The sequence below is a fragment of the Pseudomonas fluorescens genome, assembly GCF_001307155.1.
GTDB lineage: Bacteria > Pseudomonadota > Gammaproteobacteria > Pseudomonadales > Pseudomonadaceae > Aquipseudomonas > Aquipseudomonas helvetica.
Window position 1 is genome coordinate 2,570,378 of record NZ_CP012830.1, and the last position, 24,111, is coordinate 2,594,488.

Annotated in this window: 22 protein-coding genes; 6 read left to right on the top strand and 16 right to left on the bottom strand. The window is 60.1% G+C overall.

All coding sequences use genetic code 11. The features are described 5' to 3' along the window. Positions 1-76 precede the first annotated feature (76 nt). The 8 genes from AO353_RS11645 to AO353_RS11680 form a co-directional block, all read right to left on the bottom strand. On the bottom strand, positions 77-1,444 hold the full coding sequence (locus tag AO353_RS11645) for an LLM class flavin-dependent oxidoreductase (RefSeq protein WP_054595077.1): 1,368 nt from the start codon (positions 1,442-1,444) through the stop codon (positions 77-79). Beyond that, complete coding sequence (locus tag AO353_RS11650; protein ID WP_054595078.1) at positions 1,444-2,637, bottom strand: SfnB family sulfur acquisition oxidoreductase; 1,194 nt, start codon at positions 2,635-2,637, stop codon at positions 1,444-1,446. The genes AO353_RS11645 and AO353_RS11650 overlap by 1 nt, the downstream gene beginning before the upstream one ends. Positions 2,638-2,676: 39 nt before the next feature. Next, on the bottom strand, positions 2,677-3,918 hold the full coding sequence (locus AO353_RS11655; protein WP_054595079.1) for an SfnB family sulfur acquisition oxidoreductase: 1,242 nt from the start codon (positions 3,916-3,918) through the stop codon (positions 2,677-2,679). 311 nt (positions 3,919-4,229) lie between these two features. Beyond that, positions 4,230-4,967: a hypothetical protein gene (locus tag AO353_RS11660; protein WP_054595080.1), complete on the bottom strand. Its 738-nt coding sequence runs from the start codon at positions 4,965-4,967 to the stop codon at positions 4,230-4,232. A gap of 473 nt (positions 4,968-5,440) precedes the next feature. Continuing rightward, entirely contained in the window at positions 5,441-6,193 is a 753-nt protein-coding gene (gene tcyN / locus AO353_RS11665) for an L-cystine ABC transporter ATP-binding protein TcyN (RefSeq protein WP_054595081.1), read from the bottom strand. Positions 6,194-6,197: 4 nt separating this feature from the next. Then, positions 6,198-6,863: a cystine ABC transporter permease gene (gene tcyL, locus AO353_RS11670; RefSeq protein WP_054595082.1), complete on the bottom strand. Its 666-nt coding sequence runs from the start codon at positions 6,861-6,863 to the stop codon at positions 6,198-6,200. Continuing rightward, positions 6,863-7,663, bottom strand: a complete 801-nt coding sequence (gene tcyJ, locus AO353_RS11675) for a cystine ABC transporter substrate-binding protein (RefSeq protein ID WP_054595083.1) — start codon at positions 7,661-7,663, stop codon at positions 6,863-6,865. Before tcyJ ends, tcyL begins: the two co-directional genes overlap by 1 nt. 264 nt (positions 7,664-7,927) lie before the next feature. Next, positions 7,928-8,920, bottom strand: a complete 993-nt coding sequence (locus tag AO353_RS11680) for a D-cysteine desulfhydrase (RefSeq protein WP_054595084.1) — start codon at positions 8,918-8,920, stop codon at positions 7,928-7,930. A gap of 194 nt (positions 8,921-9,114) precedes the next feature. Here AO353_RS11680 and epsC point away from each other — a divergent pair, with 194 nt between their 5' ends. Next, on the top strand, positions 9,115-10,041 hold the full coding sequence (gene epsC, locus AO353_RS11685; RefSeq protein WP_054595085.1) for a serine O-acetyltransferase EpsC: 927 nt from the start codon (positions 9,115-9,117) through the stop codon (positions 10,039-10,041). 381 nt (positions 10,042-10,422) lie between these two features. After that, a complete protein-coding gene (betT, locus tag AO353_RS11690; RefSeq protein ID WP_162491283.1) occupies positions 10,423-12,387 on the top strand; it encodes a choline transporter BetT in 1,965 nt (654 codons plus the stop codon). Between the two features lie 16 nt (positions 12,388-12,403). On the opposite strand, the gene AO353_RS11695 is transcribed toward betT, so the two are convergent. Then, the gene (locus AO353_RS11695; protein WP_054595087.1) at positions 12,404-12,661 is read right to left on the bottom strand and encodes a hypothetical protein; all 258 of its coding nucleotides are present in this window, start codon (positions 12,659-12,661) and stop codon (positions 12,404-12,406) included. A 204-nt stretch (positions 12,662-12,865) separates the two neighbouring features. Between AO353_RS11695 and AO353_RS31535 the strand changes: the two genes are divergently transcribed. The 3 genes from AO353_RS31535 to mgrA all read left to right on the top strand — a co-directional run bounded on the left by AO353_RS31535 (position 12,866) and on the right by mgrA (position 14,564). Beyond that, positions 12,866-13,045 carry a hypothetical protein gene (locus AO353_RS31535; RefSeq protein ID WP_237142978.1) on the top strand — a complete coding sequence of 60 codons (180 nt, stop codon included), beginning with the start codon at positions 12,866-12,868 and terminating at the stop codon, positions 13,043-13,045. 3 nt (positions 13,046-13,048) lie between these two features. Then, a complete protein-coding gene (locus AO353_RS11700) occupies positions 13,049-13,402 on the top strand; it encodes a type II toxin-antitoxin system HicB family antitoxin (RefSeq protein WP_237142979.1) in 354 nt (117 codons plus the stop codon). Positions 13,403-13,526: 124 nt separating this feature from the next. Then, positions 13,527-14,564 (top strand): L-glyceraldehyde 3-phosphate reductase, encoded by a 1,038-nt coding sequence (mgrA, locus tag AO353_RS11705; protein WP_054595088.1) that lies wholly within the window; start codon positions 13,527-13,529, stop codon positions 14,562-14,564. A gap of 43 nt (positions 14,565-14,607) precedes the next feature. On the opposite strand, the gene tauD is transcribed toward mgrA, so the two are convergent. From tauD to AO353_RS11740, 7 genes are all read right to left on the bottom strand, one after another. Then, on the bottom strand, positions 14,608-15,450 hold the full coding sequence (gene tauD, locus AO353_RS11710; RefSeq protein WP_054595089.1) for a taurine dioxygenase: 843 nt from the start codon (positions 15,448-15,450) through the stop codon (positions 14,608-14,610). A 59-nt stretch (positions 15,451-15,509) separates the two neighbouring features. Further along, complete coding sequence (gene tauC, locus AO353_RS11715) at positions 15,510-16,349, bottom strand: taurine ABC transporter permease TauC (protein WP_054595090.1); 840 nt, start codon at positions 16,347-16,349, stop codon at positions 15,510-15,512. Continuing rightward, complete coding sequence (gene tauB / locus AO353_RS11720) at positions 16,346-17,140, bottom strand: taurine ABC transporter ATP-binding subunit (protein WP_054595091.1); 795 nt, start codon at positions 17,138-17,140, stop codon at positions 16,346-16,348. The genes tauC and tauB overlap by 4 nt, the downstream gene beginning before the upstream one ends. A 16-nt stretch (positions 17,141-17,156) precedes the next feature. After that, positions 17,157-18,134, bottom strand: coding sequence for a taurine ABC transporter substrate-binding protein (tauA, locus tag AO353_RS11725; RefSeq protein WP_054598215.1), 978 nt, complete (start codon positions 18,132-18,134; stop codon positions 17,157-17,159). Positions 18,135-18,409: 275 nt separating this feature from the next. Further along, a complete protein-coding gene (gene gshA, locus AO353_RS11730) occupies positions 18,410-19,993 on the bottom strand; it encodes a glutamate--cysteine ligase (protein WP_054595092.1) in 1,584 nt (527 codons plus the stop codon). Positions 19,994-20,207: 214 nt separating this feature from the next. Next, complete coding sequence (locus AO353_RS11735; protein WP_054595093.1) at positions 20,208-20,591, bottom strand: PaaI family thioesterase; 384 nt, start codon at positions 20,589-20,591, stop codon at positions 20,208-20,210. After that, positions 20,591-22,915 (bottom strand): Tex family protein, encoded by a 2,325-nt coding sequence (locus tag AO353_RS11740; protein ID WP_054595094.1) that lies wholly within the window; start codon positions 22,913-22,915, stop codon positions 20,591-20,593. The genes AO353_RS11735 and AO353_RS11740 overlap by 1 nt, the downstream gene beginning before the upstream one ends. A 361-nt stretch (positions 22,916-23,276) precedes the next feature. Between AO353_RS11740 and ompR the strand changes: the two genes are divergently transcribed. Next, entirely contained in the window at positions 23,277-24,017 is a 741-nt protein-coding gene (gene ompR, locus AO353_RS11745; protein WP_054595095.1) for a two-component system response regulator OmpR, read from the top strand. The last annotated feature ends 94 nt before the right edge of the window (positions 24,018-24,111 follow it).

Here is a 24,111-nt window from a genome sequence, read left to right on the forward strand (position 1 = left end):
GTGCCTGTTAAAACTCGGCAGGAGGTTGCGCGACTGCTGCGCAGTCGAGCGGGAGCAAGCTCCCTCGCCACAACGGTTAGTGTCGGTAGGTGGATCCTGTGTGTTGCTCGGGCAAATACGCCTGCGCGTGAAACAGCTTTTCGCGCAAGGTGCCTTCGTCATAAGCGGTCTTGTACGACCCGCGGCGTTGCAACTCGGGAATCACCAGGTCGATGAAATCGACGTAGCTTTCCGGGGTGACGATGCGGGTCAGGTTGAAGCCGTCCAGACCGGTTTCCGCGATCCAGGATTCCAGCTCATCGGCGACCTGTTCAGGCGAGCCGACCACGGTGATGTAGCGGCCGCCCAAGGCGTGTTGCTCCAGCAACTTGCGTCGGGTCCAGTCGTTGTTTTGCAGGTTTTTTGTGGCGGACTGGATGGCGTTGCTTTTCACGTACTGGATCGGTTCATCGAGTTCGTATTCGGAAAAGTCGATCCCGGTGGACGCCGAGAAATGCGCCACCCCGGCTTCGGCGCTGGCGTAGCTCAGGTATTCAGCGTGCTTGGCCCAGGCCAGCTCCTCGGTCGCACCGACGATTACGTTCAGCCCCATGAAGACCTTGATGTCCTCGGGGTTGCGCCCGGCAGCGGTGGCGCTGGCGCGGACCTTGTCCACCTGCACCTTGGTCGTGGCCTTGTTCTGGCCGCTGATGAATACGCACTCGGCGTGTTGCCCGGCGAACACCAGGCCGCGATCCGAACTGCCGGCCTGAAACAGCACTGGCGTGCGCTGCGGTGAGGGCTCGCAGAGGTGATAACCCTCGACCTGATAAAACTCGCCGTGGTGTTCGACCTTGTGCACTTTGCTCGGTTGGGCGTAGACCCGCTGCTCGCGGTCGTTGATCACCGCATCGTTTTCCCAACTGCCTTCCCAGAGTTTGTACAGCACCTCAAGGTACTCATCGGCCTGGTCGTAACGTCGGTCATGTTCGACCTGGGAGCGATGGCCCATGGCCTTGGCGGCACTGTCGAGGTAGCCGGTGACGATGTTCCAGCCGACCCGGCCACGGCTCAGGTGATCGAGGGTCGACAGGCGCCGGGCGAACAGGTACGGCGGCTCATACGTCAGGTTGGCGGTCAGGCCAAAGCCGAGGTTCCTGGTCACCGCGGCCATGGCCGACACCAGCAGCAGCGGGTCGTTGACCGGCAACTGGATCGACTCCTTGAGCGGCACATCGACCGAGTGCTGATAGACGTCATACACCCCGACGATGTCGGCGATGAACAGCCCGTCGAACAAGCCCCGCTCCAGCAACTGCGCGAGTTCGGTCCAGTACTCGACCGTCTTGTACTGGGTCGAGTTGTCCCGTGGATGAGTCCACAGGCCGTGGTTGATGTGCCCGATGCAGTTCATGTTGAAGGCATTGAGCAGGATCTTTTTTTTCTTTGTCAGAGGCGAGGGCATCAAATAGTCCCTCGCAGTGGCGGGTTTTCATCGTTGAGGTAGTAGTTGCCAATTGCGTGGTACTTCCAGCGCACCGGGTCGTGCAGGGTGTGCACGCGGGCGTTGCGCCAGTGACGATCCAGCCCGTGCTCGGCGAGGGTGGCCTGGCTGCCGGACAATTCGAACAGCGTGCTGCCGGCCGCCAGGGAGATCTCGGTGCTGATGGCACGCGCTTCGGCCACGGCAATCGAGGCCGCCGCGATCGTTTCGGCGTTGGTGTCGGCCTGGGCGCGGTCGAGGAATTCTCCTGCACGTTCAAGCAGTGCTTCCGTCGCGTGCAGGCGAATACTCAGGTGGCCAAAGCTTTTGATCGTCAGCGGGTCTTCGGTGGCGTTGTCATTGCCGGAGTCGATCCACGGGCGGGTTTTGCTTCGCACGAAATGCAGCGCGTCTTCATAGGCTGCGCGAGCAATGCCGGTGTCGATGGCCGCATGAAGAATCTGCGCCAGCGGGCCGACCGGGGTCGGACGTTCGAAGGCGCTTTGAAACGGGATCACGTCATCTGCCGAGACGTAGACGTCTTCGAACACCACCGAGCCGCTGCCGGTGGTGCGCTGGCCGAAGCCGCTCCAGTCATCGATGACCGTCAGGCCCTGGCTGTGACGCGGGACGAAGGCCAGTTGCTGGACGCCGTTTTCATCGACCACCGTGGTCGGAATCCGTTGTGCGTAGATCGCCCCGGTGGAGTAGAACTTGCGGCCGTTGATGCGAAAACCGTTGCCATCGGGAGTCAGGCTGGTGACCCGGTGGAGAGCGGTTTTGGTCCCGAGTTCGGCCAGTGCATTGCCGAAGCGCTGACCGGCGAGGACTTCGGCGTACAGGCGTTTTTTCTGCTCGGATGTACCGTTTACGCGCAGCACTTCGAGGGCATAAAAGTGGTTCTGCGGGATCTGCCCCAGCGAACCGTCGGCCTGGGCGATCAGTGCGATGACTTTGGCCAGGGTGACGTTGGAAACCCCCGCACCGCCGTATTCCCTGGGCACGCTGATGCCCCACAGGCCGGAGCGCGAAAAGACTTCCAGTTCGGGGTAGGGCAGGCGTCGCTCACGGTCGCGCAGGGCGCTGTCGCGTTTGAAGTCTTCGGCCAGATCGCTGGCGACGACAAGGGCTTGTTCATCGCTGGTGATGACCGCGACGGGGTGAGAAAGAGTCATGTGTTTCTCCAGAGATCTGGTCAAAAGTGTTCTGGTCGTTCAGATCCAGGAATGGCGGGCTGGTTTTGTGCCGTTCAGGTGATAAGTGCCCACGGCGTGGTATTTCCAGCGCACCGGATCGTGAAGGGTGTGCACGCGTGCGTTGCGCCAGTGGCGGTCGAGGTTGAACTCGGCGAGGGTGGCGCGGCTGCCGGCCAGTTCGAAGAGCTTTTCGCTGGCCAGCAGCGAGATCTCGGTGGTCAGCACCTTGGCTTCGGCGACGGCAATCGAGGCGCGTGCGGCGGATTCGGCGGTGACCGGCGCGGCGCTGACTTGATCGAGCACTTTTCCGGCTTTGCGCAGCAGCGCTTCGGCGGCGTGCAGTTCGATTTTCAGTTTGCCGATGTCGGCAATCACGTAGAGGTCATCGCTGGCGCGTTCGACGTTGGCGTCGATCCACGGCCGTGCGCGTTCGCGAACGAAGCTGATGGCGTCATCGATGGCGCCGCGGGCAATGCCGGCGTCGATGGCGGCTTGAATCAGCTGTGACACGGCGCCCTGAATGTTCGGGCTGTCGTTGATCCGCCAGTTTTCCACCACCAGATCAGCATCGACCCGCACATTGTTCAGCAGCACGGTGCCACTGGCCGTGGTGCGCTGGCCGAAGCCCGACCAGTCGTCGACGATGCGCAGCCCCGGAGTGCCGCGACGGACGAAAGCGATGACTTGCTTGTCGTCGTCGTTGAGGGCCTTGACCGCGACCCAGTGCGCGAACAGCGCGCCTGTGGAGTAAAACTTCTGACCATTGATGACGTAGCCATCACCGTCGGCGGTGATGCGGGCCTTGAGCTCCAGGGTGTTTTTGGTGCCGCGTTCCGGGCCCGCGTTGCCGATTCGCCAACCGTCGAGCACGCTCTGGAACAGCTGCTTTTTCTGTCGTTCGTTGGCGGTGTGCTGGAGCAGGTTGAGAATCCCGAAGTGGTTCTGCGGGATTTGCCCGAGTGCCGGGTCGGCCGCGGAAATGATCGCGAAGACTTCGGCGATGGTGACGAATGAAACCTCGGGGCCGCCGAACGCTTTGCCAATGGCAATACTGCCCAGGCCACTGCGGGTGAATTGTTCGATTTCCGCCCAGGGCAACTTGCGCTGTTGATCGCGTCGCGCGGCTTGCAAGCGGGCGACCTGAGCGAGTTCACGGGCTGCTTCGAGGGCTTGTGCGTCATTGCGCAAAACGTGCGCGGGCAACAACAGCGGGGGAATGTCCAGATCACTCTGAACGTTTGCATCTGCCAGATTAGACATCAGCGCCGCTCCTTGGCTGCACGCAATGCCCTGGCGATTTGCACCGGGGTGATTATGTTCCTGACCATACCTACCTCACTTCTCATGGATAAGCCGCAGCGTGCGGCGAAATCAAAATCAAGAAAGTCCGGTGGTCCGGTTCATATACCCTAAACGCGTATAAAAAATTAATGAACTAACTTTTAGGAATATGCATAGAAGGGTGTCATCAGCCCTGTGGTTGTTCGCATGGGCGGATGTAACGCAACCCTGTAGCAGCTGGCTGCGCCAGCTGCTACAGGGATCTCATCGGTCGCAGGGGGCAGGGGCCTTCAGCACTTCCTGGCCGGTACTTTCAGGTAGGTATTGGCGCAGCCGACTTTCAAGGTGCGTGCCGGCGCCCAGCGCGAGTTGTTACCGACGCGATCGAGGATGCAGTAGGTGACTTCCAGCCGGTTATCTTCACCGGCTTCAAGAATCACTGAGGGCGGCACCCAGACGTTGATCGGGTGGCCGACTTCGCCGGGTTTGATCTTGGGCAGGTCCATGCGCACATCGCCCCAGCGCAGGGTGATTTCATCATCAGCCGCCATGTTCAGATAAGGTTCGATGATCAGTGGCACGCCACGTTTGATCTGGTTCGGATTGACCCCGTGACGGCGAATCATCTCGGGAATACCCAATGGCTCCAGGTGCTGGTTTTCATCTGCACACAGGGTGTGTGGCTGACCACCCGGGCAGTCGAGTTTGACCTGGACCTGTTTCGCCGCGGACAGCGCCGGGCCTTGCCCGACTTGCATGAGCCGGTAGTGGATACGCGAGCTGCCATTGCGGATAAAACTCTCGGGAACCCGCAGATTGAGTGGCTGACCGACATCTGCGCGGTTGAGCACCTTTGAGGCCACATAGCAGTTATCCCAGAACAGTTCGATCAGATCACCTTCGTCCATACCGGCATAAGGTGGTATTTCGATCAGCAGGTAAGCAGCGGAAGTGATGTTGATGGCAGAGCCGGGCGACTGCGTCAGGCCGGGAGCCGCCAGTTCAACTTTGTTCGACATACAAGTCATGTGTGTTCTCCTTGAAACATCGCAGCGAAGTCCATTTCGGAAGTGTCGAAGGCGTTAGGGTAGTAGGCGATTAACTATATTCAAGTACTGTGAAATGCCTGTTAGCGCCTAGATAAGGGAGTGGTCGACGGGGTGTCAATAGACGCAAGTTGAGAACGTGGGAATGCCAGGCTATTCAGATATTTCCTACCTCTAATTAGCGATCGATGGACATGCTGTTCGGCTTTTTCCTGGGTGCGCTCGATTTGTGAGCCAGTGTTTCCAGTGTTTTTCGGCATTGAATCAGTCTGAGTGTGTTGGAGGTTACGTGGCGGGAGGATGTTGCAGGAGGTATCTATATACCGCTTTCGACTGGGGTGATTAATTAATTACGGAAATCGGCGGGAGGCGGGTGAGACGAGTCAAGTGGTGTGATAAATGTCACTTCCTTCCGTGGAAGTTGACAGTGCTTACTCTATTTTTGATGGTGATTGTTAACTTCGGGAGTTGAGGAACTTGTTGAGGAATTGTCGGGTTCGTTCTTCTTTTGGATTGGCAAACAATGCCTTTGCTTCACCTTGTTCGACAATGACGCCCTTGTCGAAAAACACCACCCGGTTCGCCACATCACGAGCAAAACTCATTTCGTGGGTAACGATGACCATCGTGCGTTTTTCTTCGGCCAGACTGCGAATGGCCGCCAGCACTTCGCCGACCAGTTCCGGATCGAGCGCCGAGGTTGGTTCGTCGAAGAGAATCACTTCCGGCTCCATGGCCAGCGCCCGGGCGATTGCCACGCGCTGTTGCTGCCCACCGGACAGCCTGCGCGGATAGGCGTCTTCCTTGCCTGCCAGGCCGACCTTGGCCAGCAGTTTTCGACCCAGCGCCAATGCTTGGTCCTTTGGCATTTTCTTCACCACCAAAGGGCCTTCGATGACGTTTTCCAGGGCCGTGCGATGAGGGAACAGATTGAAGTTCTGAAACACGAAACCGACATGCTGGCGCAACCGGCGCACCAGGCTCTGCTGCTGGTTCAGCGGGCGGCTGCCATCGATCTCGATGTCGCCGACCTTGATCCGGCCGCTGGTGGGTTCTTCAAGAAAGTTCAGGCAACGCAGGAAGGTGGTCTTGCCCGAGCCGCTAGGGCCGATGATTGCCACCACCTCGCCTTCTTCAACCTTCAGATCGATGCCATTGAGCACCACTTGACCCTTGAACTGCTTTGTCAGTTTTTCCACGACAATCATGGGGTCAGGACTCCTGGTCGTGCCGATTGACCCGCTCTTCCAACTGGTTTTGCAGGTGCGAGAGCACCGTTGCAAGCACCCAGTAGATCAGTGCGGCGGCAAGATACATGGTAAAAATTTCGAAGGTACGGGCGGTGATCAGCTGTGCCTGACGGAACAGTTCCGGCACCTGAATGGTCGCCGCCAGCGCGGTGTCCTTGACCAGCGAAATGAAGCTGTTGCCCAGTGGCGGCAACGCCGTTCGCGCAGCTTGCGGCAGGATGGCCCGGCGCAGGGTTTGCGCGCGGGTCATGCCGATACTGGCAGCGGCTTCCCACTGGCCGCGTTCGATGGAACTGATCGCGGCACGGAGGATTTCGCAGGCGTAGGCAGCCATGTTCAGCGAGAAGCCGATCAAGGCCGCTGGCAGCGGATCAAGTTCGATACCCAATTGCGGCAAGCCGTAATAGATCACGAACAGTTGCACCAGCAACGGCGTGCCGCGAAAGAACGACACATAGATGCGGGCGATCCAGCTCACCAGCTTGAAGCGCGACAAGCGCATCAAGGCCAGGCTAAACCCCAGCAACAGACCAAAGAACATCCCGCCCAGGCTGAGGATGACCGTGAAATACGCGCCCTTGAGCAAAAAGGGCGCGGAGTCCAGTGCGAGTTGGAAAGCTTCTTCCATTATTGGGTGACGTCAGCGCTGAAGTATTTTTCCGAAAGCTTTTTCAGCGTACCGTCGGCACGCAGCTTGTCGATGGCCTTGTTCACCGCAGCCAGCAGCTCAGGCTCGCCTTTGCGCAGGGCAATGCCGGCTTCCTGACGGGAGAACGCTTCGCCAGCGGCGGTGGTGTCCTTGGCCTTCTTGGCGTATTCCAGCGCGGCGAGGCGGTCGATCAGAATGACGTCGGTGCGGCCAACGCGCAGGTCCTGGAACTTGGTCGGATCATCTTCGTAGGTGCGGACTTCAGCACCCGGCACATTGGCCTTTACCCACTGCTCATAGTTGGTGCCCAGGCCTACGCCGACTTTCTTGCCGGTCAGGTCGGCGGCGGTCTTGATGTTCAGCTCCGCAACCTTCTTCGTCAGCACCAGCGCCTGAATCCCGGAAACGGTGTAAGGCTCGGAGAAGTCATACTTCTTCTTGCGCTCTTCGGAGATGGTCACCTGGTTGATCACTGCGTCCAGGCGCTTGGACTCCAGCGCCGCGAGGATGCCGTCCCATTTGGTCGGTTGCAGTTTGACCTTCACGCCCAGCTCTTTGGCCAGGGCTTCGGAGAACTCCACTTCGAAGCCGGCCAGTTTGCCGTTGGCATCGACGAAACTGAACGGTGGATAAGTGCCTTCCAGGCCGACGTTGATCACGCCAGCTTCCTTGATTTTTTGCAGCTGCTCACCGGCCACTGCTTGCCCCAACAGGCCAGCACCGAGTACCAGGCCCAGCGAGCCCACCAGCAGATTTCGACGAAATGCGGAAAAATTCATGACAAGCCCCTGTGTTTTTTTATGAAGACGTTTTTTGGAGAAGCAGGCAAAACCGAGAATTGAACGGCTGCAACATCGTGCCCTAAAAGCAGCGTATGCGTCTCGCGGCAATTGCGCCTGCGGCGCGACTATATGACGAGGCTTTTAGATGTGAAAATAATATAAATTCAGCTTGTTATTCTTTATTGGAATATAAATGCTTCGTGTAATTCCTATGGTGAGGGAGCTTGCTCCCTCACCACAGAAGATCTTTTTCCGGCTGGCTCAAAACGCCGAGCTATAGGCAAACAACGCCGGCGCACCTCCGGTGTGCAGGAAGATGATCGGGCCGTCATTGAAGCGCTGCCGGCCGATACCGTCGAGCAAGCCGGCCATGGCCTTGCCGGTGTAGACCGGGTCGAGCAACAGCCCTTCCTGGCTGGCCAGCAACTTGACGGCAGCGAGGGTTCCAGCGTTCGGCTCGCCGTAACGCGGAGCGAAATACTCGTCCCACAATTGCACCTTGAAACTCGCCGGCAGGTTCACGCCCAGCAGTTCGGCAGTGCGCTCGGCCAGGCCCTGGACTTTCGGTCGCTGGTCTTCGTCGCTGCGCGAAACGGTGACGCCGATCACCGGCAAGTCCGGCAGTACTTCGCTCAGCGCCAACGCCAGACCGCTGTGAGTCCCGGCGCTGCCCGAAGCCAGCACCACGGCGGCGAACTCCAGGCCGCTGTCCTCGATTTGCCCGGCCAGCTCCAGTCCGGCTCGTACATAGCCCAGCGCGCCCAAGGCGTTGGAGCCGCCAATCGGCACCAGATAAGGTTTTTTGCCGTTACTGCGCAGACGCTCGGCCAGGGCTTGTAACTGTTGGTCGGCGTTATCGAGGTTCTCTACCAGCTCGACCTTGGCATCGAACAAGTCCAGCAGCAGGCGATTGCCGTTGCCCAGGTAATTACTGTCATCAGTGCCGATCGGATTCTCCAGCAAGGCGACGCAGCCCAGGCCCAGTTTGGCGGCAAGCGCTGCCGTCTGACGCACATGGTTGGACTGGATGGCGCCAGCGGTGATCAGCGTATCGGCACCTTGCGCGAGCGCGTCGGCGGCGAGGTATTCGAGTTTGCGCAGCTTGTTGCCGCCCATGGCCAACGGTGTCAGGTCGTCACGTTTGACGTAGACATCACGCCCTAGCCAGGTCGACAAGCGTTCGAGTTTTTCCAGCGCGGTAGCATTGGCAAGAAGGTCCAGACGATTAAAACGAGCCAGCTGTTGTTTGATCATGGGGCCGCACGGGTTGTGGGAGATGACTGGACTATAGGCAGGCCGATTTGCTCGGGCAACCGACAATGTCGCTTATGCCAAAAAGTGCTGAGAACAGCACAATTCGTTCTTAATTCCGTTTTGAGCGCATACCGTAAAGTGAATGCCGTTCAGGCGGCCTTACTGTCCGGCCGCCGCACGTGAGGAGTTTTACCGTGAGCCAGCGTTCCAGCCATTGGCAATTACAGACCATCGTCAGCCAACTGCGCACCGCCCGCGACCAGTGGCGTGCGCAGAACGGTCGCATCAGCGGCGAGCAGGGCGGGCGTGAGCTGCCATCGCGTGCGGCGATGGCGGAGATTCTCGAAGCATTGTGCGGTGCGCTGTTCCCGATGCGCCTGGGCCCGGTGGATCTGCGCGAGGAGAGTGAAGACTTCTACGTCGGGCATACGCTGGATGTGGCGCTGAATGCGCTGCTGGCTCAGGCGCGGCTGGAGTTGCGCTACGTCGCACGGCAAAGCGCCCAGGTCGATACCGAAGTCGAGGCGCGGGCGATCAGCCTGATCCAGGATTTCGCCCTGGCCTTGCCAGGTCTGCGCAGCCTGTTGGATTCCGATGTACTGGCGGCGTATCACGGTGACCCGGCAGCACGCAGTGTCGATGAAGTGCTGCTGTGCTATCCGGGGATTCTGGCGGTGATTCACCATCGTCTGGCCCACCATTTGTACCGCGCCGGGCTGCCATTGCTGGCGCGGATCAGTGCGGAAATCGCGCACTCGGCCACCGGCATCGACATTCACCCGGGCGCGCAGATCGGCCGTAGCTTCTTCATCGACCACGGCACGGGCGTGGTGATCGGCGAAACCGCGATCATCGGCGAGCGGGTACGCATTTACCAGGCCGTGACCCTCGGCGCCAAACGCTTCCCGGCCGATGAAGACGGCCAGTTGCAGAAAGGCCATCCGCGCCATCCGATCGTCGAAGACGATGTGGTGATCTATGCCGGTGCGACCATCCTCGGGCGGATCACCATCGGCAAGGGCTCGACCATCGGCGGCAACGTCTGGCTGACTCGCAGCGTACCGGCCGGATGCAATTTGACCCAGGCGAACTTGCAGCATGATGACGGGACGCAGAAGTAAGCCCTGAGGCTGATGATAGTTCCAGCCATTCCCTCCTTGAGCTGGCGTGAAGGCACTCATTTTTGTGGCGAGGGAGCTTGCTCCCGTCGGCCGGTCCGCGTTCGGGCGAAGCAGTCGTCAGCTTCTATGTTTTTAGGGCCGCTGCGCGTCCCAGCGGGAGCAAGCTCCCTCGCCACAGACGTACCGCCGAACCTCGCGATTAGTCCTCACAGCCTATCCATGTTTAACTTGAACGTTCATTCAAGTTAAACCGGTGGTTCGCTGCCCGCTCACAACAGGAGGCTAGCCTTTGCTGAGTCCGTTATTGACAGCCACGTTTTACCCCCTCGAGGTGCACGTTTCATGAGTGCATCGTTCACCCCTCCAAGCGGCCAGATCCGCATGAATCCGCCGGTGTTCTACTTCGCGGCGACCTTCATTTTACTGTTCGGCCTGGTGGTCATCGCCTTCCCGCAAGAGTCTGGCGCCTGGTTGCTGGCGGCGCAAAACTGGGCGGCCAACACGGTCGGCTGGTACTACATGCTGGCGATGACCCTGTATCTGGTCTTCGTGGTGGTCACCGCCTTGTCCGGCTACGGCAAGATCAAGCTCGGTGCCGACCACGACGAGCCCGAATTCAGTTACCTGTCCTGGGCCGGCATGCTGTTTGCCGCCGGGATCAGCATCACGCTGTTCTTCTTCTGCGTGTCTGAACCGCTGACGCATATGCTGCAACCGCCGCAGGGCGAGGCCGGCACGGCCGATGCGGCACGCCAGGCGATGCAGGTGCTGTTTCTGCATTGGGGCCTCCACGGCTGGGGCGTGTTCGCGTTTGTCGGCATGGCGCTGGCCTATTTCGCCTATCGGCATAACCTGCCGCTGGCCCTGCGCTCGGCGCTTTATCCGCTGATCGGCAAACGCATCAACGGCCCGATCGGTTACGCGGTGGATGGCTTCGGCATCATCGCCACGGTGTTCGGTCTGGGCGCTGACATGGGCTTCGGCGTGTTGCACCTCAACTCCGGCCTCGACTACTTGTTCGGCATTGCCCATACCCAGTGGATTCAGGTCGGCCTGATCACGCTGATGATGGGCGCGGCGATCATCGTCGCCGTCGCCGGCGTCGATAAAGGCGTGCGGGTGATGTCCGACATCAACATGCTGCTGGCCTGTGCGTTGTTGCTGTTCGTGTTGTTCGCCGGCCCTACCCAGCACCTGCTCAATACTCTGATCCAGAACCTCGGCGATTACCTCGGCGCCTTGCCGATGAAGAGTTTCGACCTTTATGCCTATGACAAACCCAGCGACTGGCTGGGCGGCTGGACGGTGTTCTACTGGGCCTGGTGGATCGCGTGGTCGCCGTTCGTGGGCCTGTTCATCGCACGTATTTCCCGTGGTCGGACCATCCGTGAATTCGTCTTCGGTGTGCTGTTGATTCCGCTCGGCTTCACCCTGGCGTGGATGTCGATCTTCGGTAACAGCGCCATCGACCAGGTACTCAACCACGGCATGAGTGCCCTTGGCCTGTCGGCCATCGAGAACCCGTCGATGACCCTCTACTTGCTGCTGGAAACCTACCCATGGAGTAAAACGGTGATCGCCGTTACGGTGTTCATCAGCTTCGTGTTCTTCGTCACCTCGGCCGACTCCGGCACCGTGGTGCTCTCGACGCTGTCGGCCAAGGGCGGTAACGCCGATGAAGACGGGCCGAAATGGTTGCGGGTGTTCTGGGGCGCGATGACCGCGCTGGTCACCAGTGCATTGTTGTTTGCCGGCAGCATCGACTCGTTGAAGTCAGCGGTGGTACTGACCTCGTTGCCGTTCTCGCTGATTCTGTTGCTGATGATGTGGGGGCTGCACAAGGCGTTCTACCTCGAATCGCAAAAGCAGATCGCCCAGTTGCATTCGTTGGCGCCGGTCTCGGCGTCGTCACGGCGCGGTAAGGGTGGCTGGCGTCAGCGTCTGAGTCAGGCTGTGCACTTTCCGTCGCGTGACGAGGTGTACCGTTTTCTCGACACGACGGTGCGTCCGGCGATTGAAGAAGTGACGGCGGTGTTCGCTGAAAAAGGCTTGAACGTAGTCACCCAACCGGACCCGGCCAACGACAGTGTCAGCCTGGAAATTGGTCACGGTGAGCAGCATCCGTTCATCTACCAGGCGCAAATGCGCGGTTACTTCACACCGTCCTTCGCCCGTGGCGGGATGGGCTCCAAAGAGCTCAACAACCGTCGCTACTACCGGGCTGAAGTGCACCTGAGCGAAGGCAGTCAGGATTACGATCTGGTGGGCTACACCAAGGAGCAAATCATCAACGACATCCTCGATCAGTACGAGCGACACATGCAGTTCCTGCATCTGGTGCGCTGATCGAGGCCGGTGCTGCTCAGGCGATGTTCAAGGTCATGAACAACACCAGAGCGGCCACCGGTACGCTGAACACCATGAAGCCCACCATCAATTCGGAGATTAGCGGTTGCCCGGCGGTGATCATGCCGATAGCGCCGTTGATCACCGTCAGCGCCAGCCACAGGACGACGAAACTGTAGGTCAGGGTCTGGCGGCTGAAGCCGAGCTTTTCACCGATGAACAGCATCAGCGCCAGCAAGACCAGGCCGAAGGTGATGATGATCGTGGTGTGCATGAAGTGTGCTCCTGAGTCGGTATTTGTCATACCGAGCATAGGCGCCGTTTAGCACAATGGCGCTTAAACCAACCCACTGGCGGGCACCTCCAATGCCGGTGTCGATGTTCTGCCCGCACAACCGACACATGTCGCCACGAGTTCGGGTGTTTGCGATGGGCTAATATTTAACCGAGTGTGTATGGTGTGTATTGGGGTGTCCCTTTGCCGGGTAAAGTCGCAGCAGATGCTGACGACAAGGGGAACAATCAACAGCATTTTGAAACAGGCGGGCTTGAAATGAGCCTGGAGAATATCGATCAACGCCCCGATGGGGGCGGATTGGAAGGGCCTATTCCCATGAAATTCCCAGTCGTACTGCACAAGGATGCCGACTCAGATTAAGGCGTGATCATCCCCGACGTTGCGGGTTGTTTCTCAGCAGGTGGAACGGTGGCGCAGGCGCTCGAAAACGTTAAAGAAGCGCTGGCGTTGCATTACGAAGGACTGGTCGCTGATGGCGATCCGTTGCCGCAGGTGCGCGAGATCGACGAGCACTTCGAAAACCCGGATTACGCGGGAGGTGTTTGGGCAGTGGTCGAGTTTGATGTGACGCCGTATTTCGGCAAGTCCGTGCGTTTCAATGCAACGTTGCCAGAGCAGTTGCTGGAGCGCATTGATCAGACGGTCAGACGCGATCAACGGTACAACTCAAGATCCGGGTTTCTGGCAGCAGCGGCCCTGCGCGAACTGTCGGCGTAAGGACAAAATCAAGAACTGTATGAAACGTTTCAGCATTTAGTCGAACTCCCCGTTTTGAATGCGTTGCCTGAGCGTATGCTGGGCAACGCTGACGACTTCGTCGCTCATAACAAGAGAGGGCTCGATGACTTACACCGCTGCTGCTGATCGTTACGACTCCATTCCTTACCGCCGCGTCGGTCGCAGCGGGCTGGTGCTGCCGGCACTGTCGCTGGGCTTGTGGCACAACTTCGGCGACAGCACGCCGATCGATACCCAGCGATCCTTGCTGCGTACTGCCTTCGACCTGGGTATCAATCACTTCGACCTGGCCAACAACTACGGCCCGCCGTACGGCAGTGCCGAGATCAATTTCGGCCGTTTGCTGCGCGAAGACTTCAAGCAGTACCGCGACGAGCTGATCATCTCCAGCAAGGCCGGTTGGGACATGTGGCCGGGCCCTTACGGCCAGGGCGGCGGCTCGCGCAAATACGTGCTGGCCAGCCTCGACCAGAGCCTGCAACGCTTGGGCGTCGACTATGTGGATATTTTCTACTCCCACCGTTTCGACCCGGACACTCCGCTGGAAGAAACCGCTAGTGCGCTGGCCACCGCCGTGCAGCAGGGCAAGGCGCTGTACATCGGTATCTCGTCGTATTCCGGGGCGAAAACCCGCGAAATGGCTGCACTGCTGAAAGAATGGAAAGTCCCGCTGTTGATCCACCAGCCGGCCTATAACCTGCTCAACCGTTGGGTGGAAAAGGATCTGCTGGACGCCACCGATGAACTCGGCGCGGGTGTGATTGCCTTCACGCCGTTGGCTCAAGGGTTGTTGACCGACAAGTACCTCAACGGCGTACCCAAAGATGCACGGGTCAATCGTCCGGGCGGTGACTCGTTGCAAGCCTCGCACCTGTCCGATGCCAACATCGCCCTGGTGCGCGCCCTCAACGAAATCGCCAAGCGCCGTGGCCAGAGTTTGGCGCAAATGGCCCTGGCCTGGACACTGCGCGACCCGCGTGTGACCTCGGCACTGATCGGCGCGAGCCGACCAGAGCAGATTATCGAGAACGTCGGGGCGTTGAAAAACTTGAGCTTCAGCGTTGAGGAACTGGAAGAAATTGACCGCTTTGCCCAGGAGGGCGGGATCAATTTGTGGGAGAAGCCTTCGACGGCGGAATAACCCCGTAATGATCATTCCCACGCCCCGCGTGGGAATGATCATCTCAGCGGAAAAACGGCACATCCCCCAACACTGTCGCCCGGTGCATCACTCGCCGTGCCGGCCGGTAATCGTCCACCGCAAAATGCTGGGTCACGCGGTTATCCCAGAACGCCACGTCGTTCTCCTGCCAACGCCAGCGAATGGTAAATTCCGGCCGGGTAGCATGGGCGAACAGCAGCTTCAGAATCGCCTCGCTTTCGGTTTCCGAGAGCTCATTGATCTTCGTCGTGAAGCCTTCATTGACGAACAACGACTTGCGCCCGCTCACCGGGTGCGTGCGGATCACCGGATGCGACAGCGGCGGATTTTTCTTGCGGGCGGCCTCCCACTGAACCAAGGCTTCAGGCGTGGTGCCAAAGCGCTCCAGCGGGAAGGATTTGACGAAATCGTGGGTCGCGGTCAGGCCTTGCAGCAGGTTTTGCAGAGGCGTCGACAGGGCTTCGTACGCCGCAATACCGCTGGCCCACAAGGTGTCGCCCCCAAACTCCGGCAACAGCTTGGCGCTGAGCACCGCGCCAAGGGCCGGGGTCGGCAGGAAGGTCACGTCGGTGTGCCACACGGCGTTGTCACGCACATCGGTATGAGTGGTGTCGAGGATCAACACTTCTGGCTGTTCCGGTACATTCGGGTAGATCGGGTGAATATGCAGGTCGCCGAAGTTCGTCGCGAAGCGTGCCTGCTGTTGCGGGTTGATCGGCTGCTCGCGGAAGAACAGCACTTGGTGCTTGAGCAGTGCCTGCTCGATCGCATCGCGCTGTTCGAGGTTCAGCGGCTGGGAGATATCGACGCCGCTGATCTGCGCGCCGAGGGCGGTGCTGAGTGGGGTGACGGTCAGGCTGCTCATGGCTTTCTCTTCAATTCGGGCGCCGAACTGTCGGCGTAGTCAGTGCTTAAAAAAACGTCTCAATGCGCCTGGCCATGCCACGGCACCAGTTTGCGTTGCAGCGCTCGCAGGCCCATTTCCATGGCGAAGGCGATCAGCGCGATCACCAGAATCCCCAGCACCACCACATCGGTGACCAGAAATTGCGCGGCCGACTGCACCATGAAGCCCAGGCCGCTGGTGGCGGCGATCAACTCGGCAGCCACCAGCGTCGACCAACCCACGCCCAAGCCAATACGCACGCCGGTCAGAATGTCCGGCAACGCGCTCGGCAAAATCACATGGCGAATCAGCTGGGCCCGGGTCGCGCCTAACGACTGCGCCGCGCGCAACTTGGCCGGGTCGACGGTGCGCACACCGGTCGCGGTGGCGATGGCGATCGGGGCGAAGATCGCCAGATAGATCAGCAACACCTTGGACAGCTCACCAATGCCGCACCAGATCACGATCAACGGCAGATAGGCCAACGGTGGTATCGGCCGGTAGAACTCGATCAGCGGGTCGAGAACGCCGCGTGCGATGCGGTTGTGACCAATGGCGATACCGACCGGCACGGCGGTCAGGACTGCAAAGCCCAGGCCCAGACCAATCCGGCTGAGGCTTACGCCCAGATGTTGCCAGAGGGTCGAGTCCATATAGCCCGTGGTCGCCAGCAACCAGCCTTTTTGCAGGACAGCCGCCGGCGGTGGCAGGAACAACGGCTCGATCAGACCACTGGCGGTAACAGCCCACCAAACCGCGAGCAAAGCGATCAGCGTCAGTACGCTGATCCAGCGTGTGCCGAGGCTGCGACGCAGCGGAATCAGCGTCGATGGGCTGGTGGGGCTGGCCGTCGTGGCCGGGATTTCATAACTGCTCATGCGCGCTCCTGCCGCTGGGCGGCGTTGCGTTGGGAGAACACACGGGCGAGTACGTGTTCGCGGGTTTCGATAAAGCGTGGGTCGGATTTGATCGCCCGAGCCGATTCGCCAGCGGCGTAACGCTGACCGAAATCCAGCAGCAGGCGCTCGACGATTTGCCCAGGGTTGGGCGCCAACAGAATCAGATCCGTGGCCAGGAATACTGCTTCTTCAATGTCATGGGTAATCAGGAACACCGGTTTGGCGGTGCGTCGCCAGACTTGCAGCAACAGTTCCTGCATCTGTTCGCGGGTGAACGCGTCGAGGGCGCCGAAGGGTTCGTCCATCAGCAGCACGCGTGGGTCGGCAGCGAGTGCGCGGGCCAGGCCGACACGTTGTTTCTGACCGCCTGAGAGCTGCCAGATGCGGCGCGCATCAAAGCCTGCGAGGTCGACCAGCGCGAGCATTTCCCGGGCACGGACTTCGCGTTTATCACGCGGTACACCGGCCAGTTCCAGACCGAAACCGACATTGGCCAACACGTCCTGCCAGGGCAGCAGCGCGTCGTCCTGGAACACCACGCCACGCTCGGCGCTCGGACCTTTGACCGGCACGCCGTCAAGGGTGATGCGTCCGGCGCTGGGTTCGACAAACCCGGCAATCAGGTTCAACAGTGAGGTCTTGCCACTGCCGGACGGGCCGAGGGCGACCAGCAATTGCTGGGGCCCAAGGCTTAAGGAAATGTCCGCCAGCACCGGTTCGGCAGTGCCGGGGTACTGTGCGCTGATGCGCTCCAGCTGAAGCAAGGCCATCGCGGTCAACTCCCGATCAGTTAGTGATGTACTTGGCGCTGACGTAAGGGGCGTAGTCCGGCAGCACGGCCTCGACCTTGCCTTGTTCCTTGAGGAACGCCGCGGTGTCGGTGATGGCCTTGGTGGTCGGCGCGCCGAGGGTGATCACCTGATCAGCCGCCAGCGGGTAGACGTTGCCTTGCAGCAGCAACGGAATGTCGCTGGCCTTGGCACCGGAGAGTTTCACCAGTTTGTCGACATTGCCCTTATCCGCCAGCCAGGCTTGCGGGTCTTTGCGGTAGCGGGCGTAGGCGTCGAGGGTGACTTTGGCGAAGGCACTGACGATTTCCGGGTGCTTCTCGGCGAAATCCTTGCGCACGATCCACGCATCGAAGGTCGGCGCGCCGAACTTGGCCAGTTCGCCGGAAGTGATCAGCACGTTGCCGTTTTCCTTGGCAACACCCAGCGCCGGGTCCCACACGTAGGTCGCGTCGATGTCGCCGCGTTTCCACGCGGCAATGATTGCCGGCGGCGCGAGGTTGAGGATCTGGACTTTCGACGGGTCGATGTTCCAGTGCTTGAGCGCGGCCAGCAGGCTGTAGTGACCGGTGGAAACGAATGGCACGGCGATTTTCTTGCCGATCAGGTCCTGCGGGGTCTTGATCCCGGAACCGTCACGGGCCACCAGTGCTTCGGCGGCGCCGATCTGGGTGGCGATGAGGAAGGTTTCGACCGGAACCTTGCGGGTGATTGCAGCCGTCAGCGGGCTGGAGCCAAGGTAGCCGATCTGCACGTCGCCCGAGGCGATGGCAGCGATGATGTCGGCACCGTTGTCGAACTTGCGCCAGTCGATTTTGGCGTGGGTGGCTGTTTCGTAACTGCCGTCAGCCTGGGCGACTTTGGCTGGGTCGACGGTGGTCTGGTAGGCGACGGTGACATCAGCCGCTTGGGCGAAAAAGCTCGCTGCAGCCAGGGAAGCGGCCGCCAGGAGGCGTAGGGGGAAGTGCAGTTTCATCATGAAAGTCCTCATCTGGCGGCCGGGGTTTCGGCGAGTGATGAGACTAAATGATCTAAGAATTCGAAAATAAATAACTTTTTCGAATGAGCTTATGAGCGGAAAAACCTGACAGCGACCTGTGTATAGCATTGTGGCGAGGGAGCTTGCTCCCGCTCGTCTGCGAAGCAGACGCAAAATCAGCGACGGGTTTTATCAGGTAAAACACTATCGCTGGAATTGGGAGTCCTTCGGACTCCAGCGGGAGCAAGCTCCCTCGCCACAGAGGTGTATATCTAGTTACTGATCGCCAGAATGCTCGCCTGGTACGACCCGACAAACACGTCGAAATCGCCGACTTCGTTCTGCTCAAGCTCAGTTTGCTGGGCCAGCGACGAGCGCGCCAGCTCTTCAAAGCGCGCCTGCTCTTCGGCAGGCAGCGGCTCGCTGCGGAAGAACTCGGCGTGGGCCTGACTCTGGCGCAGGGAGAACTGGGCGAAGCTTTCCTTGTGCTCGGTCATCGCTGCCAGTACTTGCGCGGAAGGGGTCAGGGAAGGGTTCTGGATTTTCGCCAGTTGTGCGTCGAGGGCTTTGCTGTGGGCGTCGCCGCCGTGGCTCTGATCGAGCAGCGCGGCCAGCGGGGCGATTTTTTCCAGCAGCTCCAAGGCCCACTCTTTCATGTCCACCGACTGACCATCGCGTTGCAATTGCAGGCCCGGACGACGACCTTCCTTGACCACGCTGAGGAAGTTCGAGGTGGCGTTGCCGCAGGTGGTGGCGGTCAGCAGCGGGCTGTCGTTCAGCGCGCAATACAGCAGGAATGCGTCGAGGAAACGTGCCTCTGGCAAGTCGATACCCATCGGCATGAACGGGTTGATGTCCAACAGGCGCACTTCAACGTACTGAATGCCACGGGCCATCAGCGCCTGGATCGGCCGTTCGCCGGTGTAGGTCACGCGTTTCGGGCGGATGTTGGAGTAGTACTCGTTTTCGATCTGCAGGATGTTGGTGTTGAGCTGAACCCACTCACCGTCCTGGTGCGTGCCGATTTCGACGTACGGCGGGTACGGCGTGGCCACTGCTTTGCGCAGGCTGTCGGTGTAGCTGTTCAGGTCGTTGTAGCACGGTGTCAGTCCGGCTTGCGCGTTGCTCTGGTAACCCAGGTCGCTCATGCGCAGGCTGGTGGCGTACGGCAGGTACAGCGTCTCGGCGTCAAATTGCTCCAGCTGATGGGAGCGACCGCGCAGGAAGCCGGCGTCCAGCGCTGGCGAAGAGCCGAACAGGTACATCAGCAGCCAGCTGTAGCGGCGGAAGTTGCGGATCAGCGCGATATAGGCCGCCGACTGATAGTCGCGGTCGGTGCCGACAAAGCCTTCAGCCTCTTTGAGCAGCGGCCAGAGCTTTTCCGGCAGGGAAAAGTTGTAGTGAATCCCGGCGATGCATTGCATGGTCTTGCCGTAACGCAGGGCCAGGCCTTTGCGGTAGACGTACTTGAGCTGACCGATGTTGGAGGTGCCGTAGTAGGCGATCGGGATATCTTCCTCGGCCGGCAGCGGGCACGGCATCGACGGACTCCACAGGTACTCGTTGCCGAGCTTGCTGTAGGCAAAACGGTGAATCTTGTCCAGGCTCGCCAGCGTGTCCGCAGGGTCCGGCAGGGCAGGCGTGATGAACTCCAGCAGCGACTCGGAATAGTCGGTGGTGATCTGTTCGTTGGTCAGCGCGGAACCCAGGCTTTCAGGGTGCGGCGTTTGCGCCAGGCGACCTTCGCCCGTCACGCGCAGGCATTCACGTTCGATGCCGTGAAGACACTGTTCGAGCAGAGAGAGGTTAGCGCGCTCGCCGAGCAGAGCCAGGCGGCGGTTGAGAAGTTCGCTCAAGTTGGATTCCTTCACGCGTCAGTCGCCCCAATATGGGGGTGGGCAGGACGGTCTACAAGGGTGAAGTTAAAACTGGCGTTTTCGCCTCATTATCGAGCTGCAATGACCCACTCGCAAAGGCCAATACTCCATCCCTGAAACTGGCTATCGCGCACGAAGAAACGTCGGCGCAGCTTTCGCAGCGCCGAAATTAACTCAAATTGATGATGCGCATCTACAGGACAGCGAACGTGCCTTGTGCTTTTGCGACCAGTTTGTCGCCTTGCATCACATCGGCTTCGACCACCAGCGTGCGCCGGCCCGGGTGAATCACCCGCGCCGTGCACATCACCTCGCCTTCAGCCACGGCGCGGATGTAGTTGATCTTGCACTCGATGGTCGCGCTCTGCTGGTCAAAACCATGGGAACTGGAACAAGCCAGCCCCATGGCAATGTCCACCAGACTGAACAACGCCCCGCCATGCAGCTTGCCGCCGCGATTACGCAGCTGCGGCTCAAGCGCCAGGGCGACTTGTGCCACCCCGACCTCAAGACTGTGCAAACGGCAACCCAGCAGCTTGAAAAAAGCGCTTTCGGTCAACCCCGCAGGGATTTCCATCAGCGTTTCTTCAGCTGCTTGGCATTGGCGAACAGCGACGCCATGGCATTGTTGCCTGGAGCGGCTGCCGTGGTTTCTTTACGCGGTGCAGGGTTCGAAGACTGACGCGGCGCCGAACCTGGACGCGCGCCACGAGCGCCGTCGATCTTCTCACCCGGGGTGTCGCTCATGCGCATCGACAGACCCACACGTTTACGCGGGATGTCGACTTCCATGACCTTGACCTTGACCACGTCACCGGCTTTCACCGCTTCACGCGGATCCTTGATGAATTTCTCCGAAAGCGCGGAGATATGCACCAAACCGTCCTGATGCACGCCGATATCGACGAAGGCGCCGAAGTTGGTCACGTTGGTCACCACGCCTTCGAGGATCATCCCCAGCTGCAAGTCCTTGAGGTCTTCGACGCCTTCCTGGAACTCGGCAGTCTTGAACTCTGGACGCGGGTCGCGGCCCGGCTTTTCCAGTTCTTGCAGGATGTCGGTGACCGTTGGCAGACCGAAGGTTTCGTCGGTGTACTTCTTCGGATCGAGACGCTTGAGGAAAGCGGCGTCGCCGATCAGCGAGCGGATGTCACGGTCGGTTTCAGCGGCGATGCGCTGCACCAGCGGGTAGGCTTCCGGGTGAACCGCGGAGGAGTCCAGCGGGTTGTCACCGTTCATCACGCGCAGGAAGCCGGCGGCCTGTTCGAAGGTCTTTTCGCCGAGACGGGCGACTTTCTTCAAGGCAGCACGGGTTTTGAACGCACCGTTTTCATCGCGGTGGGTCACGATGTTCTGCGCCAGGGTCGCGTTGAGGCCGGAAATGCGGGCCAGCAGCGCAACGGAGGCGGTGTTCACGTCGACGCCAACGGCGTTCACGCAGTCCTCGACCACCGCGTCCAGGCCGCGCGCCAGTTTCAACTGCGACACGTCGTGCTGGTACTGGCCGACACCGATGGATTTCGGGTCGATTTTCACCAGCTCGGCCAGCGGGTCTTGCAAGCGACGGGCAATCGACACCGCGCCACGGATCGACACGTCGAGGTCCGGGAATTCCTTGGAGGCCAGTTCCGAGGCCGAGTACACCGAAGCGCCGGCTTCGGAGACCATGACCTTGGTCATTTTCATCGCCGGGTATTTTTTGATCAGGTCCGCGGCGAGCTTGTCGGTTTCACGGCTGGCAGTGCCGTTGCCGATGGCGATCAGGTCCACCGAGTGCTTGGCGCACAGGGCGGCGAGCACGGCGATGGTCTGGTCCCACTTGTTGTGCGGCACGTGCGGGTAAACCGTGGCGTGATCCAGCAGCTTGCCGGTGGCGTCGACCACCGCCACCTTGCAACCGGTGCGCAGGCCCGGGTCCAGGCCCAGCGTGGCACGTGGGCCGGCGGGAGCGGCCAGCAGCAAGTCGTGCAGGTTGTGCGCGAACACGTTGATCGCCTCGGTCTCGGCGCCGTCGCGCAGCTCGCCGAGCAGGTCGGTTTCCAGGTGGGTGTAGAGCTTGACCTTCCAGGTCCAGCGCACCACTTCACCGAGCCATTTGTCGGCTGGGCGGTTCTGGTTGGCGATGCCGAATTGCTGACCGATCATGCCCTCGCACGGGTGCATGGTGCCCGGCAGCTCGTCACCGACTTTCAGTGCGGAGCTGAGAATGCCTTCGTTGCGGCCACGGAAAATCGCCAGGGCGCGGTGCGATGGCATGCTTTTCAGCGGTTCGTCGTGTTCGAAATAGTCGCGGAACTTGGCGCCTTCTTCTTCCTTGCCGGCGATCACGCGGGCACTGAGCGTGGCTTCCTGCTTCAGGTAATTGCGCAACTTGTCGAGCAGGTTGGCGTCTTCGGCGAAGCGTTCCATGAGGATGTACTTGGCGCCTTCGAGGGCCGCCTTCACATCCGCCACGCCTTTTTCGGCGTTGACGAAGCGTGCGGCTTCGGTGTCTGGCGTCAGGTTCGGGTCGTTGAACAGGCCGTCGGCCAGTTCGCCAAGGCCGGCTTCCAGGGCGATCTGGCCCTTGGTGCGGCGTTTTTGCTTGTACGGCAGGTACAAGTCTTCGAGGCGGGTCTTGGTGTCGGCGAGTTTGATATCGCGCTCGAGTTGCGGGGTCAGCTTGCCTTGCTCTTCGATGCTGGCAAGGATGCTGATGCGCCGTTCGTCGAGTTCTCGCAGGTAGCGCAGACGCTCTTCCAGATGCCGCAATTGCGTGTCATCGAGGCTGCCGGTCACTTCTTTCCGGTAGCGGGCGATGAAGGGCACCGTGGAGCCTTCATCGAGTAGCGCGACGGCCGCTTCGACCTGTTGTGGGCGTACACCGAGTTCCTCGGCGATGCGGCTGTTGATGCTGTCCATAAAACCACCTGACAAATTGTGAAAGCAGGCTCGCGGGCGCAGGGAATAAGGCCCGGCGAGTCTGGTTGAGCGGCCTGGCCAGCGCCGCTACCTGGATCAAAAGGCATCCCATTGACCCGTGGAATCGAACAATTACTGCCGGGCGATGAAAAATAAAAAGCCGCCACCGGCAGTAACGATCAGACGTTGCCCGACACAAAAGGCCGCGCATTATAACCGCCGTTCTGCCCGATGGGGGCATCGCAGGCTGTAGGCATAAAGGCCATGTCGCTGGCGGTAGAGGAAAAATCTGCTAACAATGCACACGGTGCGTATAACGGCAGCTACGCCATAATGCGCACCGAGATCAAAGGAGCATCCAATGAGCAGCACTGCACAAACTGCTGAAGGCGAAAAAATTCTTATCGTTGACGACGATCCGGGGCTCAGCAGCCTGCTGGAACGTTTTTTCGTCAGCAAGGGCTATCGTGCCCGCGCCGTACCGAATACCGAGCAAATGGATCGTTTGCTGGCGCGTGAAGTGTTCAACCTGGTCGTCCTCGACCTGATGTTGCCCGGCGAAGACGGCCTGACTGCGTGCCGTCGTTTGCGTGGCGCAAACAATCAGATTCCGATCATCATGCTGACCGCCAAGGGCGATGAGCTGAGCCGTATCAAGGGCCTGGAACTGGGTGCCGACGATTACCTGGCCAAGCCGTTCAACCCGGACGAGCTGATGGCGCGTGTCAAAGCGGTCCTGCGTCGCCAGTCGGCTCCCGTACCGGGCGCACCAGGCAGCGAAGACGAAAGCGTGACCTTCGGTGATTACGAATTGTCGCTGGCGACTCGCGAACTCAAGCGCGGCGACGAAGTACACATGCTCACCACCGGTGAATTCGCGGTGCTCAAGGCGTTGGTGATGAATGCGCGTCAACCACTGACCCGCGACAAGTTGATGAATCTGGCCCGTGGCCGCGAATGGGATGCACTGGAGCGTTCCATCGACGTCCAGATCTCCCGCCTGCGCCGGATGATCGAGCCTGATCCATCGAAACCACGCTACATTCAAACGGTCTGGGGCGTGGGTTACGTGTTCGTTCCGGACGGCACCGCGACCAAGTGATCGGTGATTTGTAGGAGCGGGTCAGCCGGGTAACGTGTCACCCGGTTGATTCGCGATCCGCAACTCTGCGAGCTTCGCTCGCTCCTGCAAAGTA

Excerpts from the sequence above, each read along its gene's own strand:
- AO353_RS11645 (WP_054595077.1), bottom strand. The coding sequence starts at position 1,444 with ATGCCCTCGCCTCTGACAAAGAAAAAAAAGATCCTGCTCAATGCCTTC.
- AO353_RS11650 (WP_054595078.1), bottom strand. The coding sequence starts at position 2,637 with ATGACTCTTTCTCACCCCGTCGCGGTCATCACCAGCGATGAACAAGCC.
- AO353_RS11655 (WP_054595079.1), bottom strand. The coding sequence starts at position 3,918 with ATGTCTAATCTGGCAGATGCAAACGTTCAGAGTGATCTGGACATTCCC.
- AO353_RS11660 (WP_054595080.1), bottom strand. The coding sequence starts at position 4,967 with ATGACTTGTATGTCGAACAAAGTTGAACTGGCGGCTCCCGGCCTGACG.
- tcyN (WP_054595081.1), bottom strand. The coding sequence starts at position 6,193 with ATGATTGTCGTGGAAAAACTGACAAAGCAGTTCAAGGGTCAAGTGGTG.
- tcyL (WP_054595082.1), bottom strand. The coding sequence starts at position 6,863 with ATGGAAGAAGCTTTCCAACTCGCACTGGACTCCGCGCCCTTTTTGCTC.
- tcyJ (WP_054595083.1), bottom strand. The coding sequence starts at position 7,663 with ATGAATTTTTCCGCATTTCGTCGAAATCTGCTGGTGGGCTCGCTGGGC.
- AO353_RS11680 (WP_054595084.1), bottom strand. The coding sequence starts at position 8,920 with ATGATCAAACAACAGCTGGCTCGTTTTAATCGTCTGGACCTTCTTGCC.
- betT (WP_162491283.1), top strand. The coding sequence starts at position 10,423 with ATGAATCCGCCGGTGTTCTACTTCGCGGCGACCTTCATTTTACTGTTC.
- AO353_RS11695 (WP_054595087.1), bottom strand. The coding sequence starts at position 12,661 with ATGCACACCACGATCATCATCACCTTCGGCCTGGTCTTGCTGGCGCTG.
- mgrA (WP_054595088.1), top strand. The coding sequence starts at position 13,527 with ATGACTTACACCGCTGCTGCTGATCGTTACGACTCCATTCCTTACCGC.
- tauD (WP_054595089.1), bottom strand. The coding sequence starts at position 15,450 with ATGAGCAGCCTGACCGTCACCCCACTCAGCACCGCCCTCGGCGCGCAG.
- tauC (WP_054595090.1), bottom strand. The coding sequence starts at position 16,349 with ATGAGCAGTTATGAAATCCCGGCCACGACGGCCAGCCCCACCAGCCCA.
- tauB (WP_054595091.1), bottom strand. The coding sequence starts at position 17,140 with ATGGCCTTGCTTCAGCTGGAGCGCATCAGCGCACAGTACCCCGGCACT.
- tauA (WP_054598215.1), bottom strand. The coding sequence starts at position 18,134 with ATGAAACTGCACTTCCCCCTACGCCTCCTGGCGGCCGCTTCCCTGGCT.
- AO353_RS11735 (WP_054595093.1), bottom strand. The coding sequence starts at position 20,591 with ATGGAAATCCCTGCGGGGTTGACCGAAAGCGCTTTTTTCAAGCTGCTG.
- AO353_RS11740 (WP_054595094.1), bottom strand. The coding sequence starts at position 22,915 with ATGGACAGCATCAACAGCCGCATCGCCGAGGAACTCGGTGTACGCCCA.
- ompR (WP_054595095.1), top strand. The coding sequence starts at position 23,277 with ATGAGCAGCACTGCACAAACTGCTGAAGGCGAAAAAATTCTTATCGTT.